Source organism: Hydrogenophaga sp. FG152 (assembly GCF_057809615.1).
In genome coordinates, this window is sequence record NZ_JBMDKH010000005.1 from 241,993 (window position 1) to 255,027 (window position 13,035).

10 protein-coding genes are annotated in these 13,035 nt (G+C 67.4%); 8 read left to right on the top strand and 2 right to left on the bottom strand.

All coding sequences use genetic code 11. From position 1 onward, the window contains the following. Nucleotides 1-2: 2 nt before the first annotated feature. Genes ACODTB_RS08535 through ACODTB_RS08545 form a run of 3 tightly spaced genes read left to right on the top strand, consistent with a single transcriptional unit; the run spans nt 3 to nt 3,325 of the window. A complete protein-coding gene (locus ACODTB_RS08535) occupies nt 3-674 on the top strand; it encodes a DUF3306 domain-containing protein (RefSeq protein WP_488929248.1) in 672 nt (223 codons plus the stop codon). After that, a complete protein-coding gene (locus ACODTB_RS08540) occupies nt 634-2,703 on the top strand; it encodes a 4Fe-4S binding protein (protein WP_291115527.1) in 2,070 nt (689 codons plus the stop codon). Before ACODTB_RS08535 ends, ACODTB_RS08540 begins: the two co-directional genes overlap by 41 nt. Nucleotide 2,704: 1 nt before the next feature. Beyond that, nucleotides 2,705-3,325 carry a TorD/DmsD family molecular chaperone gene (locus ACODTB_RS08545; RefSeq protein ID WP_291115524.1) on the top strand — a complete coding sequence of 207 codons (621 nt, stop codon included), beginning with the start codon at nt 2,705-2,707 and terminating at the stop codon, nt 3,323-3,325. A gap of 409 nt (nt 3,326-3,734) precedes the next feature. On the opposite strand, the gene ACODTB_RS08550 is transcribed toward ACODTB_RS08545, so the two are convergent. Beyond that, nucleotides 3,735-5,843, bottom strand: coding sequence for a sensor histidine kinase (locus ACODTB_RS08550; RefSeq protein ID WP_291115521.1), 2,109 nt, complete (start codon nt 5,841-5,843; stop codon nt 3,735-3,737). A gap of 16 nt (nt 5,844-5,859) precedes the next feature. After that, nucleotides 5,860-7,242, bottom strand: coding sequence for a sigma-54-dependent transcriptional regulator (locus ACODTB_RS08555; protein WP_291115518.1), 1,383 nt, complete (start codon nt 7,240-7,242; stop codon nt 5,860-5,862). Nucleotides 7,243-7,665: 423 nt separating this feature from the next. On the opposite strand from ACODTB_RS08555, the gene ACODTB_RS08560 reads away from it, so the two are divergent. Genes ACODTB_RS08560 through ACODTB_RS08580 form a run of 5 tightly spaced genes read left to right on the top strand, consistent with a single transcriptional unit; the run spans nt 7,666 to nt 13,012 of the window. Next, the gene (locus ACODTB_RS08560) at nt 7,666-7,899 is read left to right on the top strand and encodes a formate dehydrogenase (protein ID WP_291115515.1); all 234 of its coding nucleotides are present in this window, start codon (nt 7,666-7,668) and stop codon (nt 7,897-7,899) included. A 19-nt stretch (nt 7,900-7,918) separates the two neighbouring features. Further along, nucleotides 7,919-10,897, top strand: a complete 2,979-nt coding sequence (locus tag ACODTB_RS08565) for a formate dehydrogenase subunit alpha (protein ID WP_291115511.1) — start codon at nt 7,919-7,921, stop codon at nt 10,895-10,897. Nucleotides 10,898-10,912: 15 nt separating this feature from the next. Then, nucleotides 10,913-11,515: a formate dehydrogenase FDH3 subunit beta gene (gene fdh3B / locus ACODTB_RS08570; RefSeq protein ID WP_291115509.1), complete on the top strand. Its 603-nt coding sequence runs from the start codon at nt 10,913-10,915 to the stop codon at nt 11,513-11,515. After that, a complete protein-coding gene (locus ACODTB_RS08575; protein ID WP_291115507.1) occupies nt 11,512-11,766 on the top strand; it encodes a hypothetical protein in 255 nt (84 codons plus the stop codon). The genes fdh3B and ACODTB_RS08575 overlap by 4 nt, the downstream gene beginning before the upstream one ends. Before the next feature lie 10 nt (nt 11,767-11,776). After that, complete coding sequence (locus ACODTB_RS08580; RefSeq protein ID WP_291115504.1) at nt 11,777-13,012, top strand: formate dehydrogenase subunit gamma; 1,236 nt, start codon at nt 11,777-11,779, stop codon at nt 13,010-13,012. Nucleotides 13,013-13,035: the final 23 nt, after the last annotated feature.

Below are 13,035 nucleotides of genomic sequence, written 5' to 3' on the forward strand. Positions count from 1 at the left end.
GCATGGCCGCCGAAGACGACAGCAGCAACTTCTTCTCGCGCTGGTCACGCCGCAAGGTGCAGGTGCGCAGCGGCGAGCCCCTGCCCCCCGAGCCGCCCGCCCCGCCCGTGGCCCCGATCGCGGCCGCGGTGGTGGCGCCGCCGGCGCCTGAGTGGGTGACCGATCCCGTGCCCGCCGACACGCCTGCCGAGCCGCCACCCGCGCTCACGCTGGACGACGTGGCCCGCCTCACACCCGAATCTGACTACTCGGCCTTCGTCGCGCGCGACGTGCCTGCTGACGTGCGCAACGCCGCCGTGAAGAAGCTGTTCACCGACCCGCACTACAACGTGATGGACGGGCTGGACATCTACATCGACGACTACTCCCAACCCAGCCCCATCACGGCCGCCGAGATGGCCAAGATGGTGGGCGCGCAGTTCCTCAAGCTGGTGGACGACCCCAACGAAGTCAAACCCGCCGCCGCCGCCCCGGCCACCGATACACCACCAGACACAACGGCCGCCCAACAGGCCGAAGTCAACGACGCCGTCGACGACGCCCCTGTCGCCGCCGACCCCCGCGAGCCCACTGCCGCCGCCCACGACGCGGCACCCCACGATGACCACGCTGATCTGCAATTGCAACCAGACGATGTCCCTGAACCCCCAGGTTCTGGGCGACGCGCTGGATGAAGACCTGAGCCTGCACACCACGCTGTGCCGCCGCGACGCGCCTGCCTTCCAGAAGGCCTGCCGCAGCAAGGATGAGCTCGTGGTGGCCTGCACGCAGGAAAGCCGGCTCTTCACCGAACTCTCGGAACAGACCGAGGGCGCGGTGTCGCTGGACGTGCGGCCGATCCATTTCGTGAACATCCGCGAGACCGGTGGCTGGGGCCGCGAAGGCGCGCAGGCCATGCCGAAGATGGCTGCGCTGCTGGCGGCGGCGCGCCTGCCCGATCCCGAGCCGGTGCCCACCGTGACCTACAACAGCGCGGGGCGCCTGCTGATCATCGGCGCGCTGGACGAGAGCGAACGCATCGCCGGCATGGTGGGGGACGTGCTCGAGGTCAGCCTCCTGGCCACGGGCGGGCAGGGCATGCAGGCGCGGCGTTACCCCGTGATCGCGGGCGCGCTGGAGCAGGTGCAAGGCTGGCTGGGCGCGTTCGACGTGCAATGGCGCAGCGACAACCCGATCGACCTCGACCTCTGCACGCGCTGCAACGCCTGCGTGGCCGCCTGTCCGGAAGGCGCCATCGGCCTGGACTACCAGATCGACCTGGCCAAGTGCCAGGACCACCGCGCCTGTGTGAAGGCCTGCGAGGCCGTGGGCGCGATCAACTTCCAGCGCGAGCCGCAGACCCACAGCGAGCGCTTCGACATCGTGCTCGACCTGCGCGACGCCCCGGCCTTCACCCAGCACGCGCTCCCGCAGGGCTATTTCCACCTGCGCGGCGGCCTGCAGGCCGAGGGCGCCATGGCCACCGTCGTGCGGCTGCGCGACCTGGTCGGCGAATTCGAGAAGCCCAAGTTCTTCACCTACAAGCAGAAGCTGTGCGCACACGGCCGCAACGAAACCGTGGGCTGCAATGCCTGCGTGGAGATCTGCTCGGCGCTGGCGATCCACAGCGAGATCAAGCGCAACCAGATCGTCGTCAACCCCAACCTCTGTGTGGGCTGCGGCGCCTGCACCACGGTGTGCCCGACCGGTGCGCTGTCGTACGCCTACCCGCGAGCGAGCGAGCAGGGCGTGAAGCTGCGCACCCTGCTGGGCACGTACGCCAAGGCCGGTGGCAAGGACGCCGCCCTGCTGCTGCACAGCGAGGAAGCGGGCGGCGCGCTCATCGGTGAACTCGGGCGTTCGGCCTCGCTGGACAAGAAGGCCGTGCGCGGCGTGCCCGCGCGCGTGATCCCGGTGCCTCTGTGGCACACCGCCTCCATCGGGCTGGACGTGTGGCTTTCCGCCTTCGCCTATGGCGCCTCGCAGGTCTGGGTGCTGATGACCGGCGACGAAGCGCCGCAGTACCGCGACGCGGTGCGCGAGCAGATGGACGTGGCTCAGGCCATCGTGAGCGGCCTGGGCTACAGCGGTCGGCATTTCCGCCTGATCGAAGCGAAGGACGCGAAGGCGCTGGACGCCGAGCTCGGTGACGCACCGGCACAGACCGTGAAGCGCCGCGCGACCTTCGCCATCCAGGCCGAGAAGCGCGCGACCGTGGAGCTTGCGCTCGACCACCTGATGCAGGACAGCGCGGCCCAGCGCGCGCCGGTGGAAGCCATCGCGCTGCCCGGTGCGTCTTTGCTTGGCACGATCGTGGTCAACAAGGACACCTGCACCCTGTGCCTGAGCTGCGTGAGCGCCTGCCCGGCCAGCGCCTTGCAGGACAACACCGAGCGCCCGCAGCTGCGCTTCATCGAAAAGAACTGCGTGCAGTGCGGCCTGTGCGCCAGCACCTGCCCGGAGGACGCCATCACGCTGCAACCGCGCCTTCTGCTGGGCGAGCAGCGCAAGCAATTGCGCGTGCTCAACGAGGCCCAGCCCTACCACTGCATCCGCTGCGCCAAGCCCTTCGGCACGCTCAAGGGCATCGAGGTCATGCTGGCCAAACTCTCGGGTCACGCCATGTTCCAGGGTGAGGCCCTGGAGCGCCTGAAGATGTGCGGCGACTGCCGCGTGGTGGACCTGTATTCCAACCCGGGCGAGACCCGGATTCACGATCTCTGACATGAACAACGCCATTCCCGTCTCGTCCTCCGCGCTGGACGAAGAAACCGCCCGTGCCGAGGTGTACGGCCTGCTGGCTGCGCTGTACTACGCGCCGCCGTCGGCCGAGCTGATGGCGCAGCTGCGTGTGGCCGTGACCGAGGCGCCGGCCGCCGGTGGTTTTCTGGAGGAGCCGTGGCGCGAGGTGGTGGCGGCGGCGCGCGCCTTGAGCGACGAGGCCGTCGTGGCCGAGTACGACGCGCTGTTCGGTGGCGTGGGCAAGCCCGAGGTATTCGTGTTCGGCTCGCATTACCTCAGCGGCTTCCTGAATGAGAAGCCCTTGGCGGCCTTGCGCAACGATCTGGCGGCGCTGGGTCTGGCGCGCGACGAGACCATGCCGGAGACGGAGGACCACATCGCGTACCTGTGCGAGGTGATGCGTTACCTGATCGCGGGCGACGAGGTGGAGGTGGCGAACCTCACGCAGCAGCAGAAGTTCTTCACCACGCACCTGCAGCCCTGGGTGTTGCAGATGTGCGATGCGATTGCCGGGCATCCCAAGGCTTCTTTTTATGCGGCCTTGGCTGGGTTCACCCGGGCGTTTGTCAGCGTCGAGGCGCAGGGCTTCGATATGTTGGCCTGAGGTTCTTTCAGGCGTTTCGCTCTGCCGGGTTGGCAGGGTCGGGTGGTCCGGTCATGCTGGCGCCGGCCGCTCGCGGGTGACTGCCCGTGCGCGCGAACATCACTTCATCAACACCGCGTGGGCACGCAAGCCTTTGTGGCAACCGCGAATGGGGCCAGCGCCCTCATGCCCAAACCACCCGCCCCTGAGAGATGGTGGCGCGCCAAGCTGGGTGTGCTTACGTTGTTTCGCAGGACGGTGGTGGCGTCCGAATGCGCAGGCCCCCATTCGCGGTTGCCACAGAGGCTGCGCGCAGGCCAAGGCGTTGACGAAGGGGTAGAGGCGGACCCGGGCAGACGCCCGCGAGCAGGGCCGGAGCATTCGGATCCCGCCACCGGCCTGACGCGAGGTAGATGCGCGAAATCCAAACTCAAAGCCCCCCAGGCCTCCCATCCCGGGTAGGCGCAGCCTCAGGCGCATGAGGCTCCGTCAACAAAGCCACGCAGAAGGAAGCGCCGGAACCATCCGGGAGGTTCTCGGCCGTGATGTGCCCCCCATACCGTTCCACCAGGCCCTGGCTGATCCACAACCCCAGCCCATTCCCATCGTTCTTCGTCGTGAAGAAAGGCCGGAACAGCCGCTCCAGAACCTCCGAAGAAAGACCGGGGCCGCTGTCCTGCACCCACAGCCGCACCCCCCCACGCCCCGCCTCATCCACCCAATCCCGCGTCACCAAGCGCAACACACCGCCCTGCGGCATCGCCTGAATCGCGTTGATCAACAGATTGATCACCACCTGCTGCAACTCCTGCCGGTTGCACCCCGCGCGCCGCGTCGCCTGCCAATCCCGCTCCACGCGAATGTGCGTCTGTGCCAGCAGATGCCCCACCAGCACCAGACAGTCCTCCATCGTCCGATTGATGTCCAGCGTCTCCACATACCCCGCGTACTCCGTCGGCCGCGCGTACTGCAGCAACTGCGTCACGATGATGCGCATGCGCTCCACCTGCTCGTCCAGCAACTTCAGCTCCGACGCCACCGGCCGGCTCGCCGCCCCCAGCGTCTCGCGCATCAAGTCCAGATTGCCCTGCATCACCGCGATCGGGTTGTTGATCTCGTGCGCGATGCTCGCCGTCAGCTGGCCGATCGCCGCCAGCTTCTCGCTCTTCACCAATTGCTGCTGCGCCAGCTGCAAGGACGCATTGCTCGCCTCCAGCTCCGCCGTGCGCTCAGCCACCTTGTGGTCCAGCTCATCGCCCCAGCGCTGCAAGGCCGCGGTCTTGTCGTCGATCACGTCCAGCAACTCGTCCAGATGGCCCGCCAACGCCCCCAGCTCGTCGCGCGCCGAAATCTCGCCCACGCGCGCCGACGACTGGCCTTCCTCCACCAGCTGCATCGTGCGGTTCATGCGCTGCACCGGCTGGAAAATGCTGCGCGCCCAGCGCAGCGAGAACCAGGCCGAGAGCGCCATCACGCCCAGGAAGATCAGGCCCATCACCCCCAGCATCGCGTAGCGCACCAGCCGGAACGGCGCCTCCAGGTACCCCACGTACAACATGCCGATGCGCTGGTCGTGCGCGTCCAGCAAGGGCTCGTAGGCCGAGACGTACCAGTCGTTCACCACAAAGGCGCGGTCCAGCCAGGTCTGGCCCCGGCCCAGCACCGCGTCGCGCACCGTCTGCGACACGCGTGTGCCGATCGCGCGCTGGTCCTGGAACAGGCGCACGTTGGTGGTGATGCGCACGTCGTCCATGAACAGCGTGGCCGTGCCCTGGCTGCCGAAGGGCAACGAGCCCTCGGGGTACACGATGCGGTTGATGTGGTCGATGAAATCCAGGTTCTGGTTCAGCAGGAGGCCACCTGCGAGCAGCGCGATCGTCTGGCCCGCCGCGTCGCGCACCGGGTGCGTGGCCAGCATCACCATGGCCCGGTGCTCGGCCTCGCGTGTGTCGGGCGCGGCGTTGCGCGTGGCCACCAGCGAAATGCGCAGGCGAGGCGAGAGGTGCGGCGCCAGGGCCTCCAGTTCTTCCGGCTCCAGCACCAGCAACCGCGCGCGCGCGGCCGAGCGGCCGTTGTCGCTCACCGAACCACCGAGCGCGGGGGGCATGAGTGGGATCGGCGCGCTCGCATCCGCGTTGCTCAGCCCGGTGGGCACCGCGCGCGCAAGCGGCTGGCCTTGCGGTGTGTAGAGCAGCAGGAAGTCCAGCCCGAGCCGTTCGCGGGCCAACGCCAGTTGCTCGCTCACGTCGCGCCGGTCCGTGGGATTCGCGGGCCGCAGCGCGGTGTAGAGCGCCTGTGAGCCGGCCACGCCCTGTGTGCCCGAGCCGACCTCGCTGAGCACCTGCTCGAAGTAACCGTGCGCCACCGCCAGGTCGCTGCGCACCTTGGTGATCAGCAGCCGGTCGTAGGCCACGTTGCCCCACAGGGCCAGCGCCAGCGCCAGCATCGGGAATGCCAGCAGCAACGGCAGCAGCGCCATCGCCAACAGCTTGTTGCGGACCGAGCCGGCCAGCCAGCGGGGGGCGCGCCAGAAGCTCATGCGCAGGGCGTCGGTGTCATGTCGCGCCCCATTCGGCCACGCGGCGTTCCAGCGTGCGGCGCGAGACGCCCAGCAGTTGCGCGGCGCGCGTCTTGTCGCCCTGCACCGAATCGAGCACCGAGAGGATGTGCATCTTCTCCAGCGTGTGCAGGTCGGTGGGCGTGGCGCTGCTGGCCTCGGGGCGGCGGGTCTGGCCGGGGTAGAGCGCCGACACGTTGAGACTGCCCAGGATCAGCGAGCGCTCGATCAGGTTGCGCAGTTCGCGCACGTTGCCCGGCCAGTCGTACTGGCGCAGGAAGTCCATCTCGGGTTCGCTGATGGCCAGGGGTTCCACGCCCAGCGAGGGCGCGAGCTGGGCGATGAAGTGGGCGACCAGTTCGGCGATGTCGTCCTTGTGCTCGCGCAGCGGCGGCAGCGTGAGGTCCACCACCTGCAATCGGAAATAGAGGTCCTTGCGGAAGCGGCCGGCCGCCACCTCTTCGCTGAGCTGGCGGTTGGTGGCGGCGACGATGCGCAGGTTCAGTGGCACCAGCTGTTCGCTGCCCACCGGTCGGATGTTGAGGTCCTCGATCGCGCGCAGCAGCGTGGCCTGGATGGACAGCGGCAGCTCGGCGATCTCGTCGAGGAACAGCGTGCCGCCCTGCGCGTAGTGGAACAGGCCGTCGCGCGCGCGCGTGGCGCCGCTGAAGGCGCCCTTGGCGTGGCCGAACAGCTCGCTCTCGATCAGCTCGGGCGAGACCGCTGCGCAGTTGACCGGCACGAAGGGGCCGCCCGCGCGGCTGCTGAGCGCGTGCAGCTCGCGCGCCACCAGCTCCTTGCCGGTGCCAGACTCGCCCTGCAGCAGCACGGTGCTGTTGACCGGGGCCACGCGCGCGATCGACTCGCGCAGATGCTGCATGGCCGGCGAGGCGCCGACCAGCGCCGCGCGCCCGGGCGCGCTGGTGACGACCGCGCGGCGCAGCACGAAGTTCTCGCGCCGCAGGCGCGAGCGCTCGTAGCAGTGTTTCACCGCGTTGAGGATCTGCGGCACGCGGAATGGCTTGAGGATGAAGTCCGACGCGCCCGCGCGCAGCGCTTCGATGGCGGTGTCCAGGTCCGCGAAGGCGGTGATCAGGATCACCTCGCCGGTGAAGCCCTGTTCGCGCAATTCCTTGAGCCAGACCACGCCGCTCTTTCCGGGCAGCGAGATGTCGAGGATCACCAGGTCCACGTGGTGGCCGCGCAGCCACTGGGCGCCGTCCTCGGCGCTGGAGGCGCTCATCACGAAATGGCAGCGCGGTGCCAGGGTCTTGACGAGGAAGTTGAGCATGCCCTGTTCGTCGTCGACGATCAGGATCGACCAGTCGGGCCAACCCTCCAGGGTTCTTTCGGGCGAGGGGGGAAGAAAGGGGGTGTCCACCCCGAAGGATTCTACGGAGTAAGCCTACGAAATCAGTGGGGTATTGGCGCATTTCCGATCCCGTGCGCGAGAGGGCGGTCGCGACAATTTGTCGCGTCGCCGATGGACAGTTTGGCGGTCCACGCCACCGCGTAATGGATTCGTTCCATGGGTTATCCCTAGGCGGCGAAGCGCATTGCCCCGCAAGCCCCCGGGGTCCGTGCGAGGGGTGGTCCACGCCGGCACCATGGCACGGTTCTGGCTATGAATTCAGAAGCGCGGCAGCATGCTGCGCTGCGACATGCGGCGATGAGAACCGCTCGCATTTCACTCGGAGGGCGGCCTTATGGATGGCTTGCATAGGGGGTGGGGGACGGTTAGATTCGACGTATGCAAAAGGCCCGCATGTTGTGATGCGGGACCGATACCCCACAGGAGACATGCATGAACAAGTCCCCACGATCCACGCCCGAAGAAGGCCGTCCGAACCTGAAGCGCCGCACCTTGTTTGCCGGCGCGTCCACCGTGGGCGCCCTGGCCGCCGCGGCCACCCTGTTGCCCCGCATGGCGCCCGAAGAGGCGGCTGCCGTGGCCGAGCCCAAGCCGGCGCCGACCAAGGGCGGTGGTTACTCGCTGAGCGATCACGTCAAGCAGTACTACCAGACCACCCGCATCTGAGCGAACAGGAGCGCCTCCCATGTTGCTGACCAAAAAATCCCCGTCGGGTGCGCACGCTTCGCGCGCATCCTCCTCCACGTCGTCCGGCTTCGTGCACCGCCTGCAGCGCGGCCTGTCGACGGCCCTGCCCACCATGGACCGCCGCGCTTTCCTGCGCCGCTCGGGCCTGGGTGTAGGCGTCGGCCTGGCCGCGAGCCAGCTCACGCTGGTGAAGAAGGCCGAGGCCGCTTCGGGCAAGTCGTCCATCGACGGCACCGGCAAGATCGAGGTCAAGCGCACCGTCTGCACGCACTGCTCGGTGGGCTGCGCGACCGACGCCATTGTGGAGAACGGCGTCTGGGTGCGCCAGGAACCGGTGTTCGACTCCCCCATCAACCTCGGCGCGCATTGCGCCAAAGGCGCGTCGCTGCGCGAGCACGGCCACGGCGAGTACCGCCTGCGTTACCCGATGAAGCTGGTGAACGGCAAGTACCAGCGCATCAGCTGGGACACCGCGCTCAACGAGATCACCGCGAAGATGAAGGAGCTGCGCGAGGCCAGCGGGCCCGACTCGGTGTACTTCATCGGCTCCTCCAAGCACAGCAACGAACAGGCGTACCTGTTGCGCAAGTTCGTGAGCTTCTGGGGCACCAACAACTGCGACCACCAGGCGCGCATCTGCCACTCCACCACGGTGGCCGGCGTGGCGAACACCTGGGGCTATGGCGCCATGACCAACTCGTACAACGACATGCAGAACAGCAAGTGCGCGTTGTACATCGGCTCCAACGCCGCCGAGGCGCACCCGGTCTCCATGCTGCACATGCTGCACGCCAAGGAAACCGGCTGCAAGATGATCGTGGTGGACCCGCGCTTCACCCGCACCGCGGCCAAGGCCGACGAGTACGTGCGCATCCGCTCCGGCACCGACATCCCCTTCCTCTTCGGCGTGCTGTACCACGTCTTCAAGAACGGCTGGGAAGACAAGCAGTACATCAACGACCGCGTCTACGGCATGGAAGCCGTCAAGGCCGACGTGATGGCCAAGTGGACCCCTGCGGCCGTGGAAGAGGCCTGCGGCGTCAAGGAAGAGCAGATGTTCAAGGTGGCCAAGATGCTGGCCGAAGCCAAGCCGGCCACCATCGTCTGGTGCATGGGCCAGACGCAGCACACCATCGGCAACGCCATGGTGCGCGCCTCGTGCATCCTGCAGCTGGCGCTGGGCAACGTGGGCAAGAGCGGTGGCGGCACCAACATCTTCCGCGGCCACGACAACGTGCAGGGCGCGACCGACGTCGGCCCCAACCCCGACTCGCTGCCCGGCTACTACGGCCTGGCCGCCGGCTCGTGGCGCCACTTCGCCAACGCCTGGGGCGTGGACTACGAGTGGATCAAGAAACAGTACGCCGACGGCACGATGGAGAAGCCCGGCATCACGGTCTCGCGCTGGATCGACGGCGTGCTCGAAAACAACGAGCTGATCGACCAGGGCCCGAACCTGCGCGGCGTGTTCTATTGGGGCCATGCGCCCAACTCGCAGACCCGCGGTCTGGAGATGAAGCGCGCGATGGACAAGCTGGACCTGCTGGTGGTGGTGGACCCGTACCCCTCGGCCACGGCGTCGATGGCGGCCATGCCCGGCAAGCCCGAAGACCTCAACCCGAACCGCGCGGTGTACCTGCTGCCGGCGGCCACGCAATTCGAGACCAGCGGTTCCTGCACCGCGTCCAACCGCTCGCTGCAGTGGCGCGAGAAGGTCATCGACCCGCTGTGGGAGAGCCGCAGCGACCACATGATCATGCACCAGTTCGCTGAAAAACTCGGCTTCGCCACCGAGCTCAGCAAGAACTACAAGATGCAGAAGATCAAGGGCCTGGACGAGCCCATGCCCGAGGACATCCTGCGCGAGATCAACAAGTCGGTCTGGACCATCGGCTACACCGGCCAGAGCCCGGAGCGCCTCAAGGCCCACATGCGCAACATGAACGCCTTCGACGTGAAGACGCTCAAGGCCAAGGGCAAGGTGGTGGACAAGGAAACCGGCTACGACATGACCGGTGACTACTTCGGCCTGCCCTGGCCCTGCTACGGCACGCCGCAGATCAAGCACCCCGGCTCCCCCAACCTGTACGACACCTCCAAGCACGTGATGGACGGCGGCGGCAACTTCCGCGCCAACTTCGGTGTGGAGCGCGAGGGCAAGTCCCTGCTGGCCGAGGACGGTTCCTACTCGGTCGGTTCGGAGATCACCACCGGCTACCCCGAGTTCGACCACGTGCTGCTCAAGAAGCTGGGCTGGTGGGCCGATCTCAGCGAGGCCGAGCAGAAGGCCGCCGAGGGCAAGAACTGGAAGACCGACCCGACCGGCGCCATCATCCGCGTGGCCATGGCCCACGGCTGCCACCCGTTCGGCAACGCCAAGGCGCGCGCCGTGGTGTGGAACTTCCCCGACGCCGTGCCGCAGCACCGCGAGCCGATCTACGGCACGCGCCCCGACCTGATTGCCAAGTACCCCAGCCACGACGACCAGAAAACCCGCTGGCGCCTGCCCATCCTGTACAAGTCGCTCCAGCAGAAAAACGTGGACGACAAGATGCATGAGAAATTCCCGCTCATCATGACCTCGGGCCGCCTGGTCGAGTACGAGGGCGGTGGCGAGGAAACGCGTTCCAACCCCTGGCTGGCCGAGCTGCAGCAGGAGATGTTCGTCGAGATCAACCCGAAGGCGGCGGCCGAGCGCGGTGTGCGCAACGGCGAGCGCGTGTGGGTCAACACCCCGACCGGCGCGCGCCTGAACGTGCAGGCGCTGGTGACCGAGCGCGTGGGGCCTGACACGGTGTGGCTGCCGTTCCACTTCTCGGGGCGCTGGCAGGGCGTGGACATGAAGCCCTACTACCCCGACGGCGCCTTCCCTGTGGTGCGCGGCGAGGCCGTCAACACCGGCACGACCTACGGTTACGACATCGTCACGATGATGCAGGAAACCAAGACCACGATCTGCAACGTCGAAAAAGCATAAGACCAGGAGCACCACATGGCACGAATGAAATTCATCTGTGACGCCGAACGCTGCATCGAATGCAACGGCTGCGTCACCGCCTGCAAGAACGAGCACGAGGTGCCCTGGGGCGTGAACCGCCGCCGCGTGGTCACGCTCAACGACGGCATTCCGGGCGAGAAGTCGATCTCGGTGGCCTGCATGCACTGCAGCGACGCGCCCTGCATGGCGGTCTGCCCGGTCAACTGCTTCTACCGCACCGACGAGGGCGTGGTGCTGCACGACAAGGACGTCTGCATCGGCTGCGGCTACTGCTCCTACGCCTGCCCGTTCGGCGCGCCGCAGTTCCCTTCGCAGGGCACCTTCGGCGTGCGCGGCAAGATGGACAAGTGCACCTTCTGCGCCGGCGGCCCCGAGGCCCACGGCAGCCAGAGCGAGTTCGAGAAGTATGGCCGCAACCGCCTGGCCGAAGGCAAGCTGCCGGCCTGCGCCGAGATGTGCTCGACCAAGGCCTTGCTCGCCGGTGACGGCGACGTGGTGGCGGACATCTTCCGCAACCGCGTGCTGCAGCGGGGCAAGGGCGCCGAAGTCTGGGGCTGGGGCACCGCCTACGGCACCGCACAAGGGACCAAGTCATGATGCGCCGCTTCGCACTCACCACCACCGTGGCCGCCGCCTTGCTCGCGCTCACCGCCTGCGGCGAGAAGCCGCAGGAAATGAACGCGGCCGGCGTCAAGCAGGACAGCGCGCCGTACCAGGGCGTGGGCAGCAGCCAGTACGCCAACACCAACTGGAAGGCGGGCGACAAGACCAGCTGGGAGCAGCAGCTCAAGACGCGCGCGCAGTACGGCCAGAACGACTACACCCGCATGGGCGGCAACAAACCCTGAGGCCCCCACCATGTACAGCCTCCTGACTCAAGGCCTGCGCCACCTGGCGTCGCCCAAGGCGTGGTGCATGGCGCTGCTGGCGCTGAGCGCCGCCTGGGCCAATGCCCAGACGCTCAAGGTGGAGCCACCGCAGGAAGACCCGGCGCCCGCCGGCGCGGCCGCACCGGCCAGTGGCCAGATGGGTGGCATCAAGGGCGCCAACATCTTCGAGATCGCGCCCGACGCGAACAAGGACCCGAAGTACCCCGAGCAGACCAACGCCGAACGCGGCCAGGTGCAGCCCGGCAACAACGCGCCGATGTGGCGCGACGTGGGCAAGGGCGTGACCGGCTATTCCAGCCTGCCGTACCCCGAGGCCGGCAACCTGATCCAGCCGTTCGTGAATTACCCCGGCGCGCGCCTGACCAACGCGGGTGAAGCCTGGCGGCAAGTGCGCAACCAGTGGATCATTCCCTATGGCGGTTCGGTGCTGCTCATCGTCGCGGTGGCCATCGCACTGTTCTATTTCGCCAAGGGCGCCATCCCCGTGCACGGCCAGCCCACCGGCCGCGTGATCGAGCGCTTCACCTACTTCGAGCGCGCCGCGCACTGGGTCAACGCCATCGCCTTCGTGGCGCTGGCGGTCTCCGGCATCATCATGGCCTTCGGCAAGTTCTTTCTGCTGCCCATCATCGGCAGCACGCTGTTCGGCTGGCTGACCTACGCGCTGAAGAACCTGCACAACTTCGCCGGGCCGCTGTTCGCGGTGTCGCTGGTGGTGGTGATCCTCACCTTCATCAAGGACAACCTGCCGGCCAAGGAAGACATCACCTGGCTGCTCAAGGGCGGTGGCCTGTTCAGCGGCCAGGAAGTGCCGTCGCACCGGTTCAACGCGGGCGAGAAGGTGGTGTTCTGGGCCGGTGTGTTCTTCTTCGGTCTGATCGTGGTGGGCTCGGGCCTGTTCCTGGACAAGCTGCTGCCCTCGGTGGACTACACGCGCGGCAACATGCAGATTGCGCACATGATCCACGCCAGCGCCGCGGTGCTGATGATGGCGCTGTTCATGGGCCACATCTACCTCGGCACCATCGGCATGAAGGGCGCCTACAAGGCCATGAAGACCGGCTACGTGGACGAGACCTGGGCCAGGGAACACCACGAACTCTGGTACGACGACATCAAGGCCGGCAAGATCCCCGCGCAACGCACGGCGGGCCCGGTGGACGCAGCCAGCGCGGCCGAGGCCTCGCGCGCCGTCAAGGCCTGAACACAACGAGACAACGAGGACAA

Excerpts from the sequence above, each read along its gene's own strand:
- ACODTB_RS08575 (WP_291115507.1), top strand. The coding sequence starts at position 11,512 with ATGATGCGCCGCTTCGCACTCACCACCACCGTGGCCGCCGCCTTGCTC.
- ACODTB_RS08535 (WP_488929248.1), top strand. The coding sequence starts at position 3 with ATGGCCGCCGAAGACGACAGCAGCAACTTCTTCTCGCGCTGGTCACGC.
- ACODTB_RS08550 (WP_291115521.1), bottom strand. The coding sequence starts at position 5,843 with ATGAGCTTCTGGCGCGCCCCCCGCTGGCTGGCCGGCTCGGTCCGCAAC.
- fdh3B (WP_291115509.1), top strand. The coding sequence starts at position 10,913 with ATGGCACGAATGAAATTCATCTGTGACGCCGAACGCTGCATCGAATGC.
- ACODTB_RS08545 (WP_291115524.1), top strand. The coding sequence starts at position 2,705 with ATGAACAACGCCATTCCCGTCTCGTCCTCCGCGCTGGACGAAGAAACC.
- ACODTB_RS08565 (WP_291115511.1), top strand. The coding sequence starts at position 7,919 with ATGTTGCTGACCAAAAAATCCCCGTCGGGTGCGCACGCTTCGCGCGCA.
- ACODTB_RS08580 (WP_291115504.1), top strand. The coding sequence starts at position 11,777 with ATGTACAGCCTCCTGACTCAAGGCCTGCGCCACCTGGCGTCGCCCAAG.
- ACODTB_RS08560 (WP_291115515.1), top strand. The coding sequence starts at position 7,666 with ATGAACAAGTCCCCACGATCCACGCCCGAAGAAGGCCGTCCGAACCTG.
- ACODTB_RS08540 (WP_291115527.1), top strand. The coding sequence starts at position 634 with ATGTCCCTGAACCCCCAGGTTCTGGGCGACGCGCTGGATGAAGACCTG.